Here is a 19,669-nt window from a genome sequence, read left to right on the forward strand (position 1 = left end):
TCGAATCCTTGGCACGTCGACCACTTTACGGACGCGCCGCCGCGGGCGGGAGTGACGCGTCGCTCAGCGGCCGAAGGCCGCCAGCTTCGCCCGCAGCTGCAGCACCGACTTGGTGTGGATCTGGCTGACCCGGCTCTCGGTGACGCCGAGCACGTTGCCGATCTCGGCGAGCGTCAGCCCCTCGTAGTAGTAGAGCGTGACGACGGTCTTCTCGCGTTCGGGCAGGGTGTTGATCGCCCGCGCCAGAAACCGTCTGAGCTCGCGGTCCTCGGCGACCTCCACGGGATCGTCGGCGGCGGTGTCCTCCAGCGTGTCCATCACGCTGAGGCCGTCCCCGCCCTCTCCCCCGACGTGCAGCAACTCCTCCAGGGCCACCACGTTGGCCAGCGACAACTGGCTGAACACCGAATGGAGTTCCTCCACGGTGACGCCCAGTTCGGCGGCCACCTCCCCCTCGGACGGGGTGCGCCTGAGCCGTGCCTCCAGCGCGGCGTACGCCCGCTCCACGTTCCGCGCCTTCTGCCGCACCGACCGCGGGATCCAGTCGAGCGCCCGCAGTTCGTCGATCATCGCGCCCCTGATGCGGGTGATCGCGTAGGTCTCGAACTTGGTCTCCCGGTCGACGTCGAACTTCTCGATCGCGTCGATGAGCCCGAAGACCCCGGAGGAGACGAAGTCGGCCTGTTCCACGTTGGGCGGCAGACCGACGCTCACCCGGCCCGCCACGTACTTCACCAGGGGCGAGTAGTGCAGGATCAGCTGCTCCCGCAGCCGCTCGTCTCCCGTCGCCTTGTACGACCGCCACAGCTCGTCGAGCGTCGAGGGAGCGGGCGGCCGCACGCTGCCACCGTCGCGGGCGGCTGGGGGGATGGCCGCCCGGTCGGACCCGGAGGTGTGCTGGGGCATTCGTCGCCTTGTGCCGTTCTGCCGTGAAGTGGGGATGCCTGGGGGAGCTGTCGCTTGGGTGTCGAGTGTCGAGATTGCCTGCCATGGCCGGTCTGCGCCGGAATCCTCGTGAGCGTAGCGTGACTGCGGCGTCGCGGTGCGCGAAGGGCGAAGTGCCACGCGTCCGCAGATACGTTCCGTGAGGCACGCCCGGCGTCCCGCCGATCGCTCTGCGTGATCGGCACGGCGGGCCAACTACGGGAATTTCCACAGGTGTCCGGCCTCCCCCGGACGGCCGAACACGCTCGGTCAGCACCGGCCGGGGTCCGCGCGGACCGAGATCATCGCCTGGCGTGTCAACTTCCAGCCATCGCCGTGTCGTTCGACGTAACCGAGTGATCGGAGTTCGTACAGTCTCGCGATGGCGTCGTCCTGCGTGGTCTGCGCGCCGCGCGCGATCTCGCCGGGCGGCGCGGCGCCGCGTCCGGGCAGCGCGGCGAGGACACGGCGGGCCGCGGGTTCGAGGAGGTCGCGGGGCAGCACCGGGCCGTGGCGTGCGGGCGCCAGTTCTCCCATGTCGCCGACCAGTTCGACGACCTCGGCGGCATCGGTGACCAGTACCGCCTCCGAGCGCAGCAGTTCGTGCACGCCCGCGGAGAGGCTGCTGGTGGCCGGCCCCGGGACGCCCATCGTGTGGCGGCCGAGGCGCCGCGCGGCCCGCACCGTGGCCAGCGAGCCGCTGCGGCAGGCGGCCTCGACGACCACGGTGCCCCGGGTCAGCGCGGCGATCACCCTGTTGCGCACGATGAACCTGCTCGGCGTCGGGTGGTCGCCGGGCGGCAGCTCCCCGACCACGAGTCCCTGCTCCGCGATCCTGGTGATCAGCGCGGTGTGGCCGCGGGGATAGGGCCGGTCGACCCCGCAGGCGAGTACGGCGACGGTGGCGCCGCCGGCGCCGAGCGCGCCGCGGTGGGCGGCGCCGTCGACTCCGTAGGCGCCGCCGGAGACCACCACCCAGCCGCGTTCGGCGAGGCCCGCGGCGAGGTCGGCGGCCATGTGCGCGCCGTACTCGGTGCAGGCGCGGGCGCCCACGAGGGCGACCGATCTGAGCGCCCACATCCGCAGGCTGGGCCGTCCCCGCACCCACAGGCCGAGCGGCCGCGCGTCCCCCAGGTCGTCGAGCTGCCCCGGCCATTCCACGTCGCCGGGCGCCACGAACCGCGCCCCGACGTCACCGGCCAGGGCGAGATCCCGCCGGGCGTCGGCATGCCCGGCCCGGGCCCGCAGCCCGTCCCACCGCCGCCGACTGATCCCCGGCAGGGGCGCGTGGTCCCCCGCCAGCCGCCGGGCGACCTCGCACACCCCGTGCTCCCGCACCCAGCGCCCGACCGCCTCGTCGCCCGGCTCGGCGACACGGGCGAGGAAGACACGGGCGAGCAGCTCACGGTCGCGGTCGTCGCCGTCGCGGTTCCCGACGCGGTTGTCGCGGTCCCGGACTCGGTCGGCGCTGTCGCGGTCCCGGTCGCGGCCGTCGGCGCCGCTCGTGCCGGTGTTCATGTCGGTGCTCATGTCAGTGCCCCGATCGCCATGGGCACCCCTCGTGGCACGCCGGTGCGCAGTTGCAGTGCCAGGGCGACGTCCGTCGCGGCGGGCCGGTCGTGGCCGGCCAGGTCGGCGACGGTCCAGGCGACCCGCAGCACGCGGTCGATGCCGCGTGCGGTCAGGACGCCCCGCTCCAGGTGGCGTTCCGCCTCGTCCATCGCGCCCGCCGCGGCGTGCCAGCGGCCGCGCAGTTCCCGGCCGGGCACCTCGCCGTTGGTGCGCCACGGGGTGCCCGCGAGCCGGGCCGCCGCCCGCTCCCTGGCCGCCCGCACCCGGTCGGCGACGGTCGCCGTGGTCTCACCCCGGGCGCCGTGCCCGGTCAGCTCGGCGCGGGTGACGCGGTCGACCTCGACCCGCAGGTCGACGCGGTCGAGCAGCGGCCCGGACAGCCTGGCCTGGTAGCGGCGGATCACCGAGGGCGGACACTCGCAGAAGTCGTCGGTCCGCGAGAAGCGGCCGCACGGACAGGGATTGGCCGCGAGCACCATGAGGAACTTCGCCGGGAACCGCACCACACCGGCGCTGCGGGCGATCACCACGTGCCCGGCTTCCAGGGGCTGCCGCAGCGCGTCGAGGGCCTTGCCGCTGAACTCGGGTGTCTCGTCCAGGAACAGGACGCCCCGGTGGGACAGCGACACGGCGCCGGGCCGGGCGGTGTTGGGGCCGCCTCCCACCAGCGCCTGCATGGTCGCCGAGTGGTGCGGGGCGCAGTAGGGGGCCGCGTCGATCAGGGGTCTGCCCGCCGGCAGCAGCCCGGCCACCGAGTGCACCGCGGTGACCTCCAGGGACTCCTGGCGGGTGAGCCGGGGCAGCACGGCGGGCAGCCGCTCCGCCAGCATCGTCTTCCCGGCGCCGGGCGGGCCTTCGAGGAACAGGTGGTGGCCGCCCGCCGCGGCCACCTCCACCGCCGTCCTCGCCGAGAGCTGTCCCACCACGTCGGCCAGGTCGTGGCCCTGGTCGTGCGGTGCGGCGCCCGCGCCGGGACTCCCGGTGGCCGCGCCGGTGCCCGGCACCCGCAGGCCCGCGAGCAGCGGGTCCGGGCGGCCCTGCTCGTCCGGTTCCTCCTCGGGCACGGGTTCGTCGGCCAGGACGGCGATCAGCTGCCGCAGGGTGCGTACTCCGAGGACGGACACACCGGGCACCAGGGACGCCTCGGCGGCGGCGCACTCCGGCACGACCACCTGCTCGTAGCCGACGTCCGCCGCGGCCAGCACCGCCGGGAGGATGCCGCACACCGGCCGTACCCGTCCGTCGAGCCCCAGCTCCCCGATCATCACGATGTCGGCGAGCACCCGCGGGTCGATCCGCTCGGCGGCGCCGAGCACCGCGCACGCCACGGCGAGGTCGAAACCGCTGCCGGCCTTGGGCACCGAGGCCGGGCTGAGTCCGACCGTCAGTTTCTTCTGCGGCCACTCGCCGCCCGAGTTGACCACGGCCGCCCGTACCCGGTCCCGGCTCTCCGACAGGCTCTTGTCCGGCAGCCCCACCAGCGTGAACGCCGCCACGCCCGGTTCCAGATCGGCCTGGACCTCGACCAGCACGCCCTCGACGCCGACCAGCGCCACCGAGCACGTGCGGGCGAACCCCATCACGCCACCCCCCGGGCGTGCTCGACCACGGCGGCGCCGCGGTCGGGGAGCAGGACGCCGATCAGGTCGATGCGGACGCCTCCCGGTGGAGCGCCTCCGTGCTCCTGCGCCCAGCGCCCCGCCAGCCCGCGCAGCCGGTCGCTCTTGGCCGCGGTGACCGCGGCCATCGGATGCTCGAAGGAGCCCGCCCGGCGGGTCTTGACCTCGCAGATCACCAGGACGTCGCCGTCCCGGGCCACGATGTCGATCTCACCCGTCCGGCCGCACCGCCAGTTGCGTTCCACAACGGTCATCCCGGCCTCGGCCAGCCGTCGCGCGGCGAGTTCCTCGCCGTACCTGCCGAGCGCGCCTCGTGCGTTCATGTCGGCACCACCTCCGGCGCCAACCGTCACGCATCCGGCCCGACCGTGTTGCGGCCGGTGGACTACTCACCGGTTGTGGACAACTCCGTCACCCGCCGGGAAGCTCCAGGTCGCTCTTGTTCAGCTCCTCGATGTTCACGTCCTTGAACGTGAGGACGCGGACCTGCTTCACGAAACGAGCCGGCCGGTACATGTCCCAGACCCAGGCATCCGCCATCGACACCTCGAAGAACACCTCGCCCTGGACCGAGTGCACCTGCATCTCGTAGTCGTTGGTCAGGTAGAAGCGCCGCTCGGTCTCGATCACGTATTTGAACAGACCGACGACATCGCGGTACTCCCGGTAGAGCTTCAGCTCCATCTCGGTCTCGTACTTCTCGAGGTCCTCGGCGCTCATGGCATGTTCCCCTTCAGCCGTGCGATCCCACCATTGTGCGCCAGTCCCGCCAGCCCCTAGACGATTTCGGTGTCCAGGGTCACGGGCCCGGCCGGGGGACCTTCGTCGAGCAGCCTGCGCAGCAACTCGGCGAGTCTGGTCGGATACACCGTCTCATGTGCCCGGGTCAGTTCCTGACACGTCCACCAGCGCGCTCCGGCGACGCTGCGCCGTTCCAGCTCCGTGAGGGCCGCGGCCTCGATCACGGTCTGGCTCGTACGGGCCAGGTAGTACCACTCGTCCTGGTCCCAGCGACGGCCCGCGAACGGGAACGAGCACGTCCGCCGCCACAGCACCGGCCCGAGTTCCACCTCGGTGATGCCGGTCTCCTCGGCGAGTTCCCTGAGAGCGGCCTCCTCACGAGTCTCGGCGCCCTCCAGACCGCCACCGGGTGTGAACCACCAGTCGTCGGCCGGATCGTCCGGCTCGTGGCCGTGCAGCAGCAGGATGCGGTCGTGCGGGTCGAGCAGGACCACGCGGGCCACCTTGCGCAGCCCGTCCGGGCCGGATTCCTCAGCGGACACCCACGGGCTCCGTCCCGGTACGGGAGCGACGGCCCGCCAGCCGCTCGGCGACGGGCCCGTACGCGCCGCCGCCGAGGACGAGCACCGCGCCGACGACGATCATGGTGACGATCGTGCGCAGCGGACCCGGCGAGGACAGCGTGCCGAGGGCCTCGAACCCGGTCGGCTTCTTCAGCATGCCGTCCATCGGCCAGACCACGGCGTCGACACGGGCCGTCACGGCACCGCGCGCGACCGTGCCGCTCGCGGCGTCAGTGAGGTGGGCGGTGGAGTCCAGGGAGCCCTGCCGCTCGTCGCCGAGCAGGAACAGCCGGCCCTTGGGGACGGTGACACTGGGGAAGTTCTTGATCTCGGCCAGGCTGCCCGCGGGCAGGTACGGCTCGTCGATCTGCCTGCCGTTGACGGTCAGCTTGCCGTCCGTGCAGCAGGAGACCTTGTCGCCGCCGACCGCGACCACGCGCTTGACCACGGCGGCGTTGGTGACCCAGCTCTGGTCCTTGAAGACGACGACGTCGCCCCGGCGGACCTCACCGCCGTCGACCCGCTGCGCCAGCACCCGGTCCCCGGCGTCGATCGTCGGCGACATCGAACTGGTGGGAACCGTGTAGGGGCGGTAGACCACCGCTCCCCAGGCGAACCCTCCGAGGAACAGCACAATGCCCAGCGCGACGGCCAGCCCGGACAGTCGCTGTCCGGTCCTGCCGCCCGCCGGGCCGGTGCCTGTGCCGCCGCTGCGCGGGGCCGTACGCGTCGTGCTCTCGCCACCCATGGGTCCGCACCCTACCCGGCGGTACCTGACCCGGTCAGCCCTTGTGGAACGAGCACGGTCACAAGCTCCGCCGGGGTTTCACACGGCGGCCGGGGGCACGTCGGGCGGGCCTCAGCCGTTCTCGGCCGCCACGCCGCGCCGGCGCCGCCACAGCACCAGCGGCACCGCACCGGCCAGCGCCAGCGCGTCCGGGGCGGCCGTCAGGGCGCGGGACGCCGACGACCGGTCGTTCAGGCCCGGCTGGTCGAAGGTGTCCGGGACCGGGAGGGTGTCCCAGCGGTTGATCGGCCAGGCGATCACGACGGCGCGGCCGACGACCTTGCTCACCGGGACCATGCCGTTGTGCTTGTCGTCGCGGTTGTAGCGGGAGTCGCGCGAGTTCTGGCGGTGGTCGCCCATCACCCAGATGTAGCCCTTGGGGACCTTCACCGTGAACTGGCCGCCCTGGTCGTCGACGCTGCAGGGCGTGTTGCCCGCGTAGACGAACGACGTCTCGTTCAGCGCCTTGCCGTTGACCTTCACCGGGCCGCTGCCCTTGCAGGAGATCGTGTCGCCGCCGACGCCGATGACGCGCTTGATGAGGTCCTTCTCCTCGGCGGACGGCATCAGGCCGATCCAGCTGAGCACCTTCTGCAGCGCGTTCGGGTTGGGCGTGGGCTCGCCCGCCAGCCAGTTGTCGGGGTCGTGGAAGACGACGACCTCGCCGCGCTCGGGCTCGGAACCGAACCAGGGCGTCAGCTTGTCGACGAGGACGCGGTCACCCTGCTGGAGGGTGTTCTGCATCGAGTCGGACGGGATCGAGAACGCCTGCACCAGGAACGTCTTGATCAGCAGCGCGAGCACCAGCGCGATGCCGATCAGGATGGGCAGTTCCTTCCAGAAGGAACGCTGCTTGCGCTGCTTGGGGGCCGAGTCGCCCGGTCCGTCGTCCCGCGGCCCGGGGTGCTGCTCGCCGGCGGGCTCGTCCGTGGGGCCGTCCCCGGCCGCCCCGGCGTCACTCCCGGAGGTCACGGCGCCGTCCGCGGCCGGGGCGGCTGATTCCGCGGGGCGTCCGCGGTGCTCCTCGCCGTCGTGCCCGGACCGTGCGCCAACCGCCACATCCCCCACGCCAACTCCTTACTCTCGGCCGCTGCCTGCCCCATACGCGGTGCAGGCCCACTACTCCCATAACGAGCGGGAGTTCCGCAGGGCTCGGGAGTGGGATCGTTCCGTTCGGTTCCTCGGAGGCAACCCTATGCGACAGCCGGGAGGACGCGGTCGTCCCCGACACGGAGTCGGACACCGAGGCGAAAGTTTTAGGTTCTTCCAAGCTGGTCCAGTGACCGAACGGCCAGGCGATGACCATGGCCCGGCCCACCACCGAGTCCTCGGAGACCGTGCCGCCGTAGTCGGTGTTCTGGTGCGCCCGGGAGTCCGCCGAGTTGGCCCGGTGGTCGCCCATCACCCACAGCCGCCCCTGCGGGACCGTGATGTCGAACTGCTGGTCGGACGGGGTGTTCCCGGGGTACAGGTAGGCGCCCTCGTTCAGCGGCACGCCGTTGACGGTGACGCGCCCCTGGCTGTCACAGCACTTGACGTGGTCGCCGCCCACGCCGACGACCCGCTTGATGAGGTCCTTGTCGTCGGCGGACGGCAGCAGGCCGATGAAGGTCAGCCCCTCCTTGACCTGCTTGACGACGACGGGGTCGTTCTTCTTCGTCGTGGTCTGCTCGTCCTGGAGCCAGCCGCCGGGGTCCTTGAAGACGACGACGTCCCCGCGCTGGGGCTTGGAGCCGAACCATGGCGTGAACTTGTCCACCAGGACGCGGTCGCCGATGCGGATCGTCTGCTCCATGGAGCCGGACGGGATCACGAACGCCTGGACCAGGAAGGTCTTCAGGACCAGTGCGATGAGGACGGCGACGCCGACGAGGAGCGGTATCTCCTTGACCGCGCCGCGCCTGCGCTTCCGCTTCACCTTGCGCTGCAGCTTGCGCCGCTCGGCGCGGCTGCGGCCGCCGGCGGACGGGGCGGAGGTGCGGCGGGTGCCGGTGGGCAGCAGGTCCTCGGCGCCGAAGGGGCCGCTCGGCCCCGTGCGGCGCGGTTTGCCGCGGTTACCCATGGGCACCGCCCGTCGCGGGCACGCGCGCGTAGGCGCTGGGGCGGTGCAGCCGGGTCCAGTGGGCGGACGGCCACACGATCCAGTCCGCGCGGCCGACGACCCGGCCGACGGGGATCATGCCGCCGCCGGGCGAACCCAGGTGGTCGCGGGAGTCGGCGGAGTCGCCGCGGTGGTCGCCGAGGACGAAGAGAGTGCCGTCGGGCACGACGACGTCGAAGGGCACCGTGGACGGACTGTCACCGGGGTACAGGAAGTCCGACTCGTCGACCGACCGGCCGTTCACCTCGATCCTGCCCTCCTCGTCGCAGCAGACCACGTGGTCTCCCCCCACACCGACAACGCGCTTGATGTAGTCGGCGTCCCCGAAGTACCCGGTTCCGTCGAACACGACCACATCGCCCCGCCGCGGCTCGGCACCGAAACGGTACGCCAACTTGTTTACGAGAACGCGGTCCCCGATCCTCAATCCCTGTTCCATGGATGCGCTGGGAATCTGGAAAGGCTGCGCCACGAACATGCTGAGGAGCAGCAGGAACGCCAGGCAGACCAGCAGGGTCAGGGTGATCCGCCCGCCGGGCAGCCAGTCGGTGATCCGCGCCGCCCACGACGAACGCGACCGCCCCTCGCGCGCTCCGGTGTCCGAGGGCTCCTCGGAATCGGAAGGGCGTGAGGAGCGGTCGCGCTCCGTCGGCTGTGCTTCGGTGTCCATCGGGGTCAGATGCTATCCGCCCCCGCTGAGACCACCCGGAAGCGCTCAGTTGTCGCGCTTCTCCTTGATCTTCGCCGCCTTGCCGCGCAGCTCGCGCAGGTAGTACAGCTTGGCGCGACGCACGTCACCGCGGGTGACGAGCTCGATCTTCTCCACGATCGGGGTGTGCACCGGGAAGGTACGCTCGACGCCGACGGAGAAGGAGACCTTGCGGACGGTGAAGGTCTCGCGCACGCCGGAACCCTGGCGGCGGATCACCACGCCCTTGAACTGCTGCACACGGGAGCGGTTGCCCTCGATGACGCGGACGTGGACGTTGACGGTGTCACCCGGGCGGAAGGCCGGGATGTCGCTGCGCAGCGACGCGGAGTCGACGGTGTCGAGCAGGTGAGACATTTCGTCTGCTTTCTTCGCTGATGCCACAGGTCATCAACGGGAACGGGGATTTCGGAACGGAGCCGTGCGCGGTCGGGGCGGGCGTCGTGTCCCCCTGTGGCAGGGGCGCCACACCGGACGGCGCACAGCAGCGGCCTATTCTTCCACGCCCTGAGGCCTGCGCCAAAATCGGCCGTACGGCTCCCCCGCCGGGTCGGGTGACCAGCCCAGGATCGAGAGCATCTCGCGGTCCTTCTTGTCGAAGGCCTTCGGCTCGCACCGTTCGATGAGGTCGGGCCGGTTGGCCGTGGTGCGCCGCAGGGCCTCGTCGCGGCGCCAGCGCGCGATCTTCCCGTGGTGGCCGCTGAGCAGCACGTCGGGGATGGGGCGGCCGCGCCACTCGGGCGGCTTGGTGTAGACGGGGCCTTCGAGGAGGCTGGCCATGGCGCCGGGGGCGAAGGAGTCGTCGCGGTGGGACTCGGCGTTGCCGAGGACGCCGGGCAGCAGCCGGGCCACCGCCTCGGTGACGACGAGGACGGCCGCCTCGCCGCCGGCGAGGACGTAGTCGCCGATGGACACCTCGTAGACGGGCACGCGGGTCGCGTACTCGTCGACGACGCGGCGGTCGATGCCCTCGTAGCGGGCCGGGGTGAAGACCAGCCAGGGGCGCTCGGAGAGTTCGACGGCGAGTTCCTGGGTGAAGGGCCGGCCGCTGGGGGTGGGGACGATCAGGGCGGGCGCGCGGGAGCCCGTCTCGTAGCCGTCGGCGAGGATCTCGTCGAGGGCGTCCCCCCAGGGCTCGGTCTTCATGACCATGCCGGGGCCGCCGCCGTACGGGGTGTCGTCCACGGTGTTGTGGCGGTCGTAGGTCCAGGAGCGCAGGTCGTGGACGTGCACGTCCAGCTGTCCGCGCGCGCGTGCCTTGCCGACCAGGGAGACGTTCAGGGGTTCGAGGTACTCGGGGAAGATCGTGACGACGTCGAGTCTCATGCGCTGTCGTCCCTGCTGGAGGCGGTCTCCGCCCGGTCGTCGATCAGGCCGGGGGGCGGGTCGATGACGGCCTTCTGCTCCTCGAGGTCGATCTCGGTGACGATCTCCTGGACGAACGGGATCATCACCTCGCTGCCGTCGGGCCGCTCCACGATGAACAGGTCCTGCGAGGGCAGGTGCGAGATCTCGGTGATCCGGCCCACCTCCACGCCGTCCTTCGTCACGACGTCGAGGTCGATGAGCTGGTGGTCGTAGTACTCGTCCTCTTCCTCGGGCAGCTCCTCCGGGTCGATCTCGGCGATCAGGAGGGTGTTGCGCAGGGCCTCGGCTGCGTTGCGGTCGGCGACGCCCTCGAAGCGCAGGAGCAGGCGGCCGCTGTGCACGCGGCCGGTCTCGATGGTGAGCGGTCCCACCGGGGCGGGATCCGTGGACAGGACGGCGCCGGGCGCGAGCCGCAGCTCCGGCTCGTCGGTACGGACCTCGACGGTGACCTCGCCCTTGATGCCGTGGGCGCGGCCGATCCGCGCGACTACCAGCTGCACTTGTATGAATCTCCTGTCATACGACTACGGGCCGGGGACGGCTCACTGGCCCTCCCCGGCCCGAGCCGGTGCTGCGTGCTGCGTTTCGGCGTCAGCGGACGTGGTCGACGTCGACGAGGTCGACGCGGACACCGCGGCCGCCGATGGCGCCCACGACGGTGCGCAGAGCGCGTGCGGTGCGGCCGTTGCGGCCGATCACCTTGCCGAGGTCGTCCGGGTGGACCCGGACCTCGAGCACGCGCCCGCGGCGCAGGTTGCGCGAGGCGACCTGCACATCGTCAGGGTTGTCGACGATGCCCTTCACGAGGTGCTCGAGAGCCTCCTCGAGCATGCTCAGGCCTCGGTCGACTCAGACGAAGAGGACGCAGCGGCTGCCTCGTCCTTCTTCTCAGCCTTCTTCTTCTGGGTGATGGCCTCACCCTTGCCCTCGTCTTCGCCACCGAGGGCCTCGAACGACGGACGTGTGGCCTTCTCGGCCGGCTGCAGCAGCGGAGCCGGGGCGGGCTCGCCCTTGAACTTCTGCCAGTCGCCGGTCTTCTTCAGGATGGCGAGAACGGGCTCGGTCGGCTGGGCGCCGACGGAGAGCCAGTACGCCACGCGCTCGGCGTCGACCTCGATGCGCGAGGGGTTCTGCACCGGGTGGTACAGGCCGATCTCCTCGATCGCACGACCGTCACGACGGGTACGGGAGTCGGCGACGACGATGCGGTAGTGAGGCGAACGGATCTTGCCCAGACGCTTCAGCTTGATCTTGACTGCCACGGGAGTGGGTTCTCCTGGATTTGACGTGGTTGGGCACGGCGAGACGGCCGCGTGGGGTTGCGGTACCCGAGTGCCCGATGGACGCGTCAGCCGGAGGAGAGAGGGGTCCTGTGCGGCTGTCGAGTACAGCTAGCCATTGTGCCATACCCGGCGGGTCCCTTCCTCCGGGGGCCGACCGGGCCCGTCCCCGGGCACGCCTGATCGGCATCCGGCGCGGAGGTGGGGTCACCGGATGCGCGGCCGGCGTGGCGAGGGGGCGCCGAGGAGGGCGGCGCCCCTCGTGCCGCACGCCGCACCGGCAGCCACGAGATGCCGGTACGACCCGCCGGGCGGTTACGCCGCTCCCGCGACCTCGGGGATCCGGAACGGCTTCCCGCAGCCGCCGCACACGATCGGCGCCTGGGCCAGCACGGACGGGACGACCCGTACGTTGCGCCCGCAGTCGCAGACGGCCTTGACCCGCACGCCGCCCCCGGAGGAGCCGTGACGGGCGGCCGGGCCGCGGAAGGTGCGGGAGGTGTCGGCGGAGGTGGCGGCCGTGTGGGCCTTCAGGGCGCGCTGCAACCGCTCGATCGTGGGGCGGTAGCGGCTCTTGGCCTCGGGGCTGAGCGTGACCAGCGAGAAACCGCTGCTGGGATGCGGTTCCTCCGGGTGGTCCAGGCCCAGCTCCTCGGCGATGGCGAGGAATCTGCGGTTGTGGTAGCGGCCGGCGCGGGAGGTGTCGCGCACACCGCGCGCGGCGGCGATGCCATGGACTGCCTCATGCAGCAGTCGCTCGAAGGAGAGCTCGTGACCGCACGCGGACGACGACTCTCCGATCAGGGACTCGGGCGCGGCCAGATCCGGCAGTTCGGGGTGGTACCGCTGAATGTCGGCCCACGCCTCTGCCAGCTCTGCGGCGAGAACAGGTGGTGTCTGTGTCGTGCTCACGTAATGACAACGAGCGGGAGTGCCGCTGTGTTCCGATTCCGGGGCATCCCAAATAATTTGCACTTACCCGTCAGTTGCCGCTGATGCGTCCTGACGAGGGCGGGTGCGCTGATCTGCGGAGAAGCGGCGCAGCTCCTACCAAGCTGGTGCGTAGTTCCCGGTACGCACCGGCGATCGGACGGTGTCCAGCGCTGGTGCGTACCGGGATACGTGGATGCGCAAGAGGCGTTTCGGCCGCCTGGGCGACGGAGGGCGCTGTATCAGTAAGCGCGTGCGACGACCGCGACGTTACCGGGTGCGTCGTCGGCCGCCGGAACCGACCCGTCCTCGGCGACGAGACACCGTACGGTCATCCCGTGCTCGGCCAGCGCGGCCTCGCCCTGCTCGCCGAGCGCCGCCCACGGGATGCGCGCCCAGCCGCCGGCGGACCCGACAGCCTCGACGGCCTCCGCGAGGGTCGACACCTCCGCCGTGCGGGACTCGCGGCGCTCGCGGGACTGCGCGAGCAGCAGCGCCTGGTCCTCTTCGAGGATCTCCGGGAGCAGGGCGGCGAGCGAGTCCAGCGCGACGGGCTCCTTGCCGCCCGGGATGCGGCGGGCCAGCATCGCGGTGCCGGCCGCCAGATCGCGCGGGCCGACCTCGACGCGTACCGGAACGCCCTTGAGCTCCCAGTCGACGGCACGGCGCCCGAACGGGGTGTCCGTGCGGTCGTCCACGCTCACGCGCAGACCGGCCGCGCGCAGCCGGTCGCCGATCCCGCGGACCGCGGCCACCACCGCGTCGTCGTCCTTGACCGCCAGCACGACGACCTGGGTCGGGGCGAGGCGCGGCGGGACCCGGAGGCCGTTGTCGTCGCCGTGCATCATCACCAGGGCGCCGATCATGCGGGTGGTGGAGCCCCAGGAGGTCTGCCAGACCAGTTCCTGCCGCCCGTCCTTCGACAGGTACCGGGTGTCGAAGGCCTTGGCGAAGTTCTGGCCCAGCTCGTGGCTGGTGGCCATCTGCAGGGCCTTGCCGTCGCCCATCATGCCTTCGAGGGTCAGGGTGTTGACGGCGCCGGCGAAGCGCTCCCGGGCCGTCTTGCGGCCCGGGACGACGTCCATCGCGAGGACGTTCACCATGAAGTCCTCGTAGACCCGGCGGTGGATGTGCGCGGCGAAGTCGCGGGCCTCCTCGAAGGTGGCGTGCGCGGTGTGGCCCTCCTGCCACAGGAACTCCGTCGTGCGCAGGAACAGACGCGGCCGCAGTTCCCAACGCACCACGTTCGCCCACTGGTTGATCAGCAGCGGCAGGTCACGGTAGCTCTGCACCCACTTCGAGAAGTAGTCGTTGACGATCATCTCGGAGGTGGGCCGGACGACGGCGGGCTCCTCCAGCTCCTTGCCGCCGCCGTGCGTGACCACGGCGAGCTCGGGCGCGAACCCCTCGACGTGATCGGCCTCCTTGGTGAGGTACGACTGCGGGATCAGCAGCGGGAAGTACGCGTTCTGGGTGCCGGTGGCCTTGATGCGGGCGTCCATCTCGACCTGCATCCGCTCCCACAGCCCGTAGCCGTACGGTCGGATGACCATGGTGCCGCGCACCGGTCCGTTGTCGGCCAGCTCTGCCTTGTTGATCAGATCCTGGTACCAGCGCGGGAAGTCTTCCGTCTGCGGCGTGAGAACGGGTGCCTTTGCCATGGCGCGATCGTACGGGCCCGGATTGCCGGGAGGTGAAATCTCGCCACTGGCGCGCACAGGGCGCAAGCCGGGCGCCGCGACCCCTGGACGCGGCCGCGGGTGCGGAGTTACCTGGCATACGGGGGAATGCGAGCGCATGCCACGGGGGCCACGGAAACGGGATCGGCTGCAAGACTCGGCGGATTGGGGCACTTTTGATGACACCTACGCTCGCGCGGCAGCACCTACCCCACGCGGGCGCGGCGCCCCGCGTGGACCTGTGTGCACGCGCGCGTGACTGGTCCGAGATCCAGGAGCGGATGCTGGTACCGCTCTACGAGGCCGTCTACGAGCGACTCGGCGTGGGCACCGGCACGCGGCTGCTGGGCCTTCGCTGCGGCTCCGGGCTGGCCCTGCTGCTGGCCGCGTCGAGAGGCGCCACGGCCATCACCGGTGTCGACTCCTCTCCCGGGCTGCTGGCCCTCGCACGCCGGCGGCTGCTGCCGGAAGGGTGGGACACCCGTCCGCGGGCGCGTACCCGCATCGTCGAAGGCTCACCCGAGGACGCGGCCGACGCGGAGACGCCCGCGTACGACCTGGTGACCGCCTTCGCGCCGATCGGGTGCCTCGCGGGCGACTCCGAGGGGCTCGGCGAGACGCTGCGGGCGGCGACCCCGCTCGCCGAGCGCGGGGCTGCCGTGGTGCTGGCCGGCTGGGGTCCGCCGGAGCGGTGCGCCACGTCGTCCGTGCTGCGGGTGGCCGCCGAGCTGGCGGAACCGCTGCGCGGCGCGGGCAGCTGGCGCCCGGCCCTCCGGGACGACCTGGAGGAGGTCGCCGAGCGGGCCGGGCTGCGGCCGGACGGCTCCGGGCGGGTTTCCTGCCCGTTCGGGTACGCCGATGTGGGCAGCGCCCTGAAGGGCCTGCTGTCCACCGGCCTGTTCGACGCGGCGATCAACGCCACCGACCAGGCGCAGGTGGACAAGGAGCTGACCGAGGCGCTGCACCCGTATCTGCGCGGCGACGGCACCGTGTGGATGCCGAACGTGTTCCGGTACCTGATCGCCCGCGTCCCGTGACCACCCGGCCCGGCAGATCGGCCGAAAAGGTGCGGTGAAAGAAGCACAAGAAGAGAGAAAAGAACACGGATACGCATGACCGGGGGCGCCTCCCGGCTCTGGGAGGCGCCCCCGGTCATGCGTGCGGCGGGCGGTCAGCCCATGAACTTCTTGAACTCGTCCGGCAGCTCGAACTCCTGGCCGGCCTGCTGGCCCGGCAGGCCGAAGGCGCTGCCGCCCTGCGCGGCGGCGGCACGGCGAGCGGCCTCCTCCTGCTCCTGCTGCTTGCGCTTCATCGGGTTGCCGGAGCGCTGCTTGCCCTTGGTCTTCTTCGGCTGCTTCTTGCTGCGGCCCGGGCCGCCGCCCATCCCCGGCATCCCCGGCATGCCCGGCATGCCGCCGCCCTGGGCCATGCGGGACATCATCTTGCGGGCCTCGAAGAACCGCTCGACGAGGTTCTTGACCGCGCTCACCTCGACGCCGGAGCCCTTGGCGATGCGGGCGCGGCGCGAGCCGTTGATGATCGTGGGGTCCTGGCGCTCGGCCGGGGTCATCGACTTGATGATCGCGGCTGTGCGGTCGACGTCCCGCTCGTCGAGGTTGTTGATCTGGTCCTTGATCTGGCCCATGCCCGGCAGCATGCCGAGCAGCTTGGAGATCGAGCCCATCTTCCTGACCTGCTCCATCTGGGCCAGGAAGTCGTCGAGGGTGAAGTCCTGGCCCTTCTTGGACGCCAGCTTGGAGGCCATCTTGGCGGCCTCTTCCTGGCTGAAGGTCTTCTCCGCCTGCTCGATCAGGGTGAGCAGGTCACCCATGTCGAGGATGCGGGAGGCCATCCGGTCCGGGTGGAAGGCGTCGAAGTCGTCGAGCTTCTCGCCGTTCGACGCGAACATGATGGGCTTGCCGGTGATCTCGCGGATCGACAGGGCGGCACCACCGCGGGCGTCGCCGTCGAGCTTGGAGAGCACCACGCCGTCGAAGCCGACGCCGTCGCGGAAGGCCTCGGCGGTGTTGACCGCGTCCTGACCGATCATCGCGTCGACGACGAACAGGATCTCGTCGGGGCGGACGGCGTCGCGGATGTCCGCGGCCTGCTGCATCATCTCCTGGTCGATGCCCAGGCGGCCGGCGGTGTCCACGATCACGATGTCGTGGACCTTGGACTTGGCGTAGTCGATGGAGTCGCCGGCGACCTTGACCGGGTCGCCCACGCCGTTGCCCGGCTCCGGCGCGTAGACGGCGACGCCGGCGCGCTCGGCGACCACGCTGAGCTGGTTGACGGCGTTGGGGCGCTGGAGGTCGCAGGCGACCAGCAGCGGCGAGTGGCCCTGCTCCTTCAGCCACCGGCCGAGCTTGCCCGCGAGGGTGGTCTTACCGGCACCCTGCAGACCGGCCAGCATGATCACCGTCGGCGGCTGCTTGGCGAAACGCAGGCGCCGGGTCTCGCCGCCGAGCACCCGGACCAGCTCGTCATTGACGATCTTGAGGACCTGCTGCGCGGGGTTGAGCGCCTTGGAGACCTCGGCGCCGAGCGCCCGCTCCTTGACGTTCTTGATGAACGTGCGGACGACCGGCAGCGCCACGTCCGCTTCGAGGAGTGCGATGCGGATCTCGCGGGCCGTGGCGTCGATGTCCGCCTCGGAAAGCCGTCCCTTGCCGCGCAGGCCTTTGAAAGTCGCTGAGAGGCGATCGGAGAGAGTATCGAACACGGCGGCGTAGGTCCTCGCGTCGGCGGTTGTGTGGGTCGCCCTCCAGGGTATCCGGACCGACCGGCAAATCGTCCCTGCCCGCCGCGGAGAGCGGACCGGGACCGGAGCCCGGCGTGGGCGGGGAGCGGCCGGGGACCGTCAGGAACTCGCCGGGACCGCTCCCCGCACAGGCGGGGAGCACACCCGGTCAACGCATGACACGGCCCGGGGTCACCCCCGCAGCATCTCCTCCAGTTTCCGCGCCACCGCCTCCGCCTCCTGCGCCGGCAGCGGTGAGCCCGTGGGCGTCGTCACATAGAAGGCGTCGACGGCGTTGGCGCCGAGCGTGCTCGCGTGCGCGCTGCGCACGCGTACGGCCGCGTCCTCCAGTGCCTGCCCGATCCGGAACAGCAGCCCCGGGGCGTCCTGGGCCCGGACCTCGATCACCGTGGCGAGCCGGGACGCGGCCGGCGCCACGGTCACCCGGGGCGGCGGCGCCACGACGCCCCGGCGGCGCGGGTAGGCGGCGTCCCGCTCGGCGAGGCGGCCCGTGATGTCCAGGGAGCCGTCGAGCGCGCGGACCAGGTCGGCGCGCAGCCGGGCCGCCTGGGGCAGCGAGCCGTACTCGGCGGCGACCCGCCAGTCCAGCAGCAGCACGGAGCCCTCGACGCCCTCCGGCAGCTCCAGCGCCCGCAGTTCGGCGGTGCGGACGGTGAGCCGGTGCAACGCCAGCACGCCGGCGACGGCGGGCAGCACGCCCGGCTGGTCGGGGACGGCGATGAGCAGTTCGACGCCGAGCGGCTCGGGCTCGCCCGGCACGGCCGGTTCGTCCTGCGCCGGCGGCTCGGTCTGGGCGCGCAGCGACAGCACCGGGCTGCCCGTCGCGATCGCCTCGATGGCGAGACGTTCCTGCTCGGCGGTGGGGGCGGCGGCCGCGGGCTCGTCGAGGAGGTCCCCGGCGAGGACGGCGGAGACCCGCCGGACCAGGTCGGCGACGAGGGAGCCGCGCCAGGACGACCAGGCGGCCGGGCCGGTGGCCAGCGCGTCCGCCTCGGTCAGGGCGTGCAGCAGTTCCAGCGTGCTCTGGGTGCCGACCGCATCGGCGACCGAGCGGACGGTGGCCGGGTCCTCCAGGTCGCGCCGGGTGGCGGTCTCGACCAGCAGCAGGTGGTGGCGTACGAGGGTGGACAGGACGGTGACGTCCGCGTGGTCGAAGCCGATGCGGGCGGCGACGTCCTTGGCGATGATCTCGCCGGCCACCGAGTGGTCGCCTGGCCAGCCCTTGCCGATGTCGTGCAGCAGCGCGGCGACCAGGAGGAGGTCGGGGCGGCTGACGCGGCGGGTGAACTCGGAGGCGCGCACGGCGGTCTCGATCAGGTGCCGGTCGACGGTCCAGATGTGCACGGCGTTGCGCTGGGGGCGGCAGCGCACCCGCTCCCAGTCGGGCAGCAGGCGGGTGACCAGGCCCTCGGCCTCCAGCGCCTCCCAGACCGGGACGGTGGGCTGTCCGGAGCCCAGCAGGGTGACCAGTTGTTCGCGTGCCTCGGCGGGCCAGGGCGTGGGCAGGGGGCGCGCGGTGGCGGCGAGGCGGCGTACGGCGTGCAGGGAGAGCGGGAGTCCGGCCTGTGCGGCGGCGGCCGCGGCGCGCAGCGGCAGCACCGGGTCGCGTTCGGGGCGCGCGGCGCGGGCGAGCACCACCTCGCCGTCCTGCTCCACGACGCCCTCCGCCAGCGGGGAGCGCTCGGTGACCGGCTTGCCGCCGCCCAGGATGGCGCGCAGGCGTGGCCGCACGGCGCGCGATCTGAGCACGCGCCCCACTTCGCGCCAGGTGACGTCGCCGGCGTACGAGATGACGCGGGCCGCCTCGTAGACCTGCCGCAGCAGGGTGTCGGCGTCCAGCAGGCCGAGCTCGGCGGCGACCTGGTCCTGCTCCTGCAGGGCGAGCCGGTCGGTGGCGCGGCCGGTGGCCAGGTGGAGGGCGTCGCGGACGTCGAGGAGGCGGCGCCGGGCGTCGTCGAGGCCCTCGCGCGGGGCGTCGGCCAGCCAGGAGGCGGCGACGGCGCGCAGCGCGGTGGCGTCGCGGAGGCCGCCGCGTGCCTCCTTGAGGTCGGGTTCGAGCAGGTACTGCAGTTCGCCCTGGCGCTCGGCCCGTTCGGCGCACAGCTCCCGCAGTTCCGGCAGGCGTTTGGGCGCCTGGTTGCGCCAGTCGGCGAGGACGGCCGTGCGCAGACCGGTGGTCAGGCCGAGGTCGCCGGCGATGTGGCGGGCGTCCAGGAGGCCGAGCTGGACCTTGAGGTCCTCGCCGGCCGTCCTGCGGGCCTCCGCGGGGGTCCGTACGGAGTGGTCGAGGGCGAGGCCCAGGTCCCAGACGGGGTACCAGATGCGGTCGGCGAGGGCGGCGACGGCCCTGGTGTCGCCGCCGTCGTGCAGCAGGAGCAGGTCGAGGTCGCTGCGCGGCGAGAGCTCGCCGCGCCCATAGCCGCCGACGGCCACCAGGGAGACCCCGCGCAGCCGCTCGGCCGCCGCGCCGAACAGGCCCGACAGCCAGTCGTCCGTCAGCTCGGAGAGTGCCGTACGGCGCGGCGGCCCGGACCGCGCCCCCTCGGTGAGGAGGCGCAGCCGGGCCGCCGCGTAGCCGCTGGGTCCCGAGTCATCTGCCTGCTTGTCCACGTCCGTACTCGTCACCCAGCGA

At 72.1% G+C, this 19,669-nt stretch carries 20 protein-coding genes; 1 reads left to right on the forward strand and 19 read right to left on the reverse strand.

The features are described from left to right. Positions 1–63: 63 nt before the first annotated feature. The 17 genes from whiG to proS all read right to left on the reverse strand — a co-directional run bounded on the left by whiG (position 64) and on the right by proS (position 14,255). Entirely contained in the window at positions 64–906 is an 843-nt protein-coding gene (gene whiG, locus ACH4ZX_RS16280; RefSeq protein ID WP_398272638.1) for an RNA polymerase sigma factor WhiG, read from the reverse strand. A gap of 288 nt (positions 907–1,194) precedes the next feature. Continuing rightward, on the reverse strand, positions 1,195–2,454 hold the full coding sequence (gene dprA / locus ACH4ZX_RS16285; RefSeq protein ID WP_398272640.1) for a DNA-processing protein DprA: 1,260 nt from the start codon (positions 2,452–2,454) through the stop codon (positions 1,195–1,197). Then, positions 2,451–4,076: a YifB family Mg chelatase-like AAA ATPase gene (locus ACH4ZX_RS16290; RefSeq protein WP_398272642.1), complete on the reverse strand. Its 1,626-nt coding sequence runs from the start codon at positions 4,074–4,076 to the stop codon at positions 2,451–2,453. Before ACH4ZX_RS16290 ends, dprA begins: the two co-directional genes overlap by 4 nt. Then, entirely contained in the window at positions 4,076–4,468 is a 393-nt protein-coding gene (locus ACH4ZX_RS16295; protein ID WP_398272644.1) for a YraN family protein, read from the reverse strand. The genes ACH4ZX_RS16290 and ACH4ZX_RS16295 overlap by 1 nt, the downstream gene beginning before the upstream one ends. Before the next feature lie 58 nt (positions 4,469–4,526). Continuing rightward, positions 4,527–4,835: a DUF2469 domain-containing protein gene (locus ACH4ZX_RS16300; RefSeq protein ID WP_003965949.1), complete on the reverse strand. Its 309-nt coding sequence runs from the start codon at positions 4,833–4,835 to the stop codon at positions 4,527–4,529. Between the two features lie 56 nt (positions 4,836–4,891). Next, positions 4,892–5,398 (reverse strand): NUDIX hydrolase, encoded by a 507-nt coding sequence (locus tag ACH4ZX_RS16305; protein ID WP_360749843.1) that lies wholly within the window; start codon positions 5,396–5,398, stop codon positions 4,892–4,894. Then, positions 5,388–6,167, reverse strand: a complete 780-nt coding sequence (gene lepB, locus ACH4ZX_RS16310; RefSeq protein ID WP_398272646.1) for a signal peptidase I — start codon at positions 6,165–6,167, stop codon at positions 5,388–5,390. The genes ACH4ZX_RS16305 and lepB (ACH4ZX_RS16310) overlap by 11 nt, the downstream gene beginning before the upstream one ends. A gap of 111 nt (positions 6,168–6,278) precedes the next feature. Then, complete coding sequence (gene lepB, locus ACH4ZX_RS16315) at positions 6,279–7,274, reverse strand: signal peptidase I (protein ID WP_398272647.1); 996 nt, start codon at positions 7,272–7,274, stop codon at positions 6,279–6,281. Further along, positions 7,162–8,268 carry a signal peptidase I gene (gene lepB / locus ACH4ZX_RS16320; protein ID WP_398272649.1) on the reverse strand — a complete coding sequence of 369 codons (1,107 nt, stop codon included), beginning with the start codon at positions 8,266–8,268 and terminating at the stop codon, positions 7,162–7,164. The genes lepB (ACH4ZX_RS16315) and lepB (ACH4ZX_RS16320) overlap by 113 nt, the downstream gene beginning before the upstream one ends. Beyond that, positions 8,261–8,977, reverse strand: coding sequence for a signal peptidase I (gene lepB, locus ACH4ZX_RS16325; protein WP_398272651.1), 717 nt, complete (start codon positions 8,975–8,977; stop codon positions 8,261–8,263). The genes lepB (ACH4ZX_RS16320) and lepB (ACH4ZX_RS16325) overlap by 8 nt, the downstream gene beginning before the upstream one ends. 45 nt (positions 8,978–9,022) lie before the next feature. Beyond that, positions 9,023–9,373 (reverse strand): 50S ribosomal protein L19, encoded by a 351-nt coding sequence (gene rplS, locus ACH4ZX_RS16330; RefSeq protein WP_360958476.1) that lies wholly within the window; start codon positions 9,371–9,373, stop codon positions 9,023–9,025. 135 nt (positions 9,374–9,508) lie between these two features. Then, positions 9,509–10,342 carry a tRNA (guanosine(37)-N1)-methyltransferase TrmD gene (gene trmD, locus ACH4ZX_RS16335; RefSeq protein WP_398272653.1) on the reverse strand — a complete coding sequence of 278 codons (834 nt, stop codon included), beginning with the start codon at positions 10,340–10,342 and terminating at the stop codon, positions 9,509–9,511. Then, positions 10,339–10,884, reverse strand: coding sequence for a ribosome maturation factor RimM (gene rimM / locus ACH4ZX_RS16340; RefSeq protein WP_398272655.1), 546 nt, complete (start codon positions 10,882–10,884; stop codon positions 10,339–10,341). Before rimM ends, trmD begins: the two co-directional genes overlap by 4 nt. Before the next feature lie 91 nt (positions 10,885–10,975). Then, entirely contained in the window at positions 10,976–11,215 is a 240-nt protein-coding gene (locus ACH4ZX_RS16345; RefSeq protein ID WP_003973401.1) for an RNA-binding protein, read from the reverse strand. Between the two features lie 2 nt (positions 11,216–11,217). After that, positions 11,218–11,646, reverse strand: a complete 429-nt coding sequence (gene rpsP, locus ACH4ZX_RS16350) for a 30S ribosomal protein S16 (protein ID WP_351887286.1) — start codon at positions 11,644–11,646, stop codon at positions 11,218–11,220. A gap of 333 nt (positions 11,647–11,979) precedes the next feature. Beyond that, positions 11,980–12,576 (reverse strand): hypothetical protein, encoded by a 597-nt coding sequence (locus ACH4ZX_RS16355; RefSeq protein WP_360749821.1) that lies wholly within the window; start codon positions 12,574–12,576, stop codon positions 11,980–11,982. A gap of 260 nt (positions 12,577–12,836) precedes the next feature. Then, positions 12,837–14,255, reverse strand: a complete 1,419-nt coding sequence (gene proS, locus ACH4ZX_RS16360) for a proline--tRNA ligase (RefSeq protein ID WP_398272657.1) — start codon at positions 14,253–14,255, stop codon at positions 12,837–12,839. A 197-nt stretch (positions 14,256–14,452) separates the two neighbouring features. On the opposite strand from proS, the gene ACH4ZX_RS16365 reads away from it, so the two are divergent. Next, a complete protein-coding gene (locus ACH4ZX_RS16365; RefSeq protein ID WP_398272659.1) occupies positions 14,453–15,310 on the forward strand; it encodes a class I SAM-dependent methyltransferase in 858 nt (285 codons plus the stop codon). Positions 15,311–15,444: 134 nt separating this feature from the next. Here the strand turns inward: ACH4ZX_RS16365 and ffh are convergent, their stop codons facing one another. Both ffh and ACH4ZX_RS16375 read right to left on the reverse strand, forming a co-directional pair. Next, positions 15,445–16,998, reverse strand: coding sequence for a signal recognition particle protein (ffh, locus tag ACH4ZX_RS16370; RefSeq protein ID WP_398272661.1), 1,554 nt, complete (start codon positions 16,996–16,998; stop codon positions 15,445–15,447). 210 nt (positions 16,999–17,208) lie between these two features. After that, entirely contained in the window at positions 17,209–19,662 is a 2,454-nt protein-coding gene (locus ACH4ZX_RS16375) for a [protein-PII] uridylyltransferase (protein WP_398272663.1), read from the reverse strand. Positions 19,663–19,669: the final 7 nt, after the last annotated feature.

It is taken from the genome of Streptomyces sp. NPDC020490, assembly GCF_044335305.1.
Lineage (GTDB): Bacteria > Actinomycetota > Actinomycetes > Streptomycetales > Streptomycetaceae > Streptomyces.

What these genes read in the sequence shown, in the direction of transcription:
- whiG (WP_398272638.1), bottom strand. Translation starts at nt 906, where the DNA reads ATGCCCCAGCACACCTCCGGGTCCGACCGGGCGGCCATCCCCCCAGCC.
- dprA (WP_398272640.1), bottom strand. Translation starts at nt 2,454, where the DNA reads ATGAGCACCGACATGAACACCGGCACGAGCGGCGCCGACGGCCGCGAC.
- ACH4ZX_RS16290 (WP_398272642.1), bottom strand. Translation starts at nt 4,076, where the DNA reads ATGGGGTTCGCCCGCACGTGCTCGGTGGCGCTGGTCGGCGTCGAGGGC.
- ACH4ZX_RS16300 (WP_003965949.1), bottom strand. Translation starts at nt 4,835, where the DNA reads ATGAGCGCCGAGGACCTCGAGAAGTACGAGACCGAGATGGAGCTGAAG.
- lepB (WP_398272646.1), bottom strand. Translation starts at nt 6,167, where the DNA reads ATGGGTGGCGAGAGCACGACGCGTACGGCCCCGCGCAGCGGCGGCACA.
- lepB (WP_398272649.1), bottom strand. Translation starts at nt 8,268, where the DNA reads ATGGGTAACCGCGGCAAACCGCGCCGCACGGGGCCGAGCGGCCCCTTC.
- lepB (WP_398272651.1), bottom strand. Translation starts at nt 8,977, where the DNA reads ATGGACACCGAAGCACAGCCGACGGAGCGCGACCGCTCCTCACGCCCT.
- rplS (WP_360958476.1), bottom strand. Translation starts at nt 9,373, where the DNA reads ATGTCTCACCTGCTCGACACCGTCGACTCCGCGTCGCTGCGCAGCGAC.
- trmD (WP_398272653.1), bottom strand. Translation starts at nt 10,342, where the DNA reads ATGAGACTCGACGTCGTCACGATCTTCCCCGAGTACCTCGAACCCCTG.
- ACH4ZX_RS16345 (WP_003973401.1), bottom strand. Translation starts at nt 11,215, where the DNA reads ATGCTCGAGGAGGCTCTCGAGCACCTCGTGAAGGGCATCGTCGACAAC.
- proS (WP_398272657.1), bottom strand. Translation starts at nt 14,255, where the DNA reads ATGGCAAAGGCACCCGTTCTCACGCCGCAGACGGAAGACTTCCCGCGC.
- ACH4ZX_RS16365 (WP_398272659.1), top strand. Translation starts at nt 14,453, where the DNA reads ATGACACCTACGCTCGCGCGGCAGCACCTACCCCACGCGGGCGCGGCG.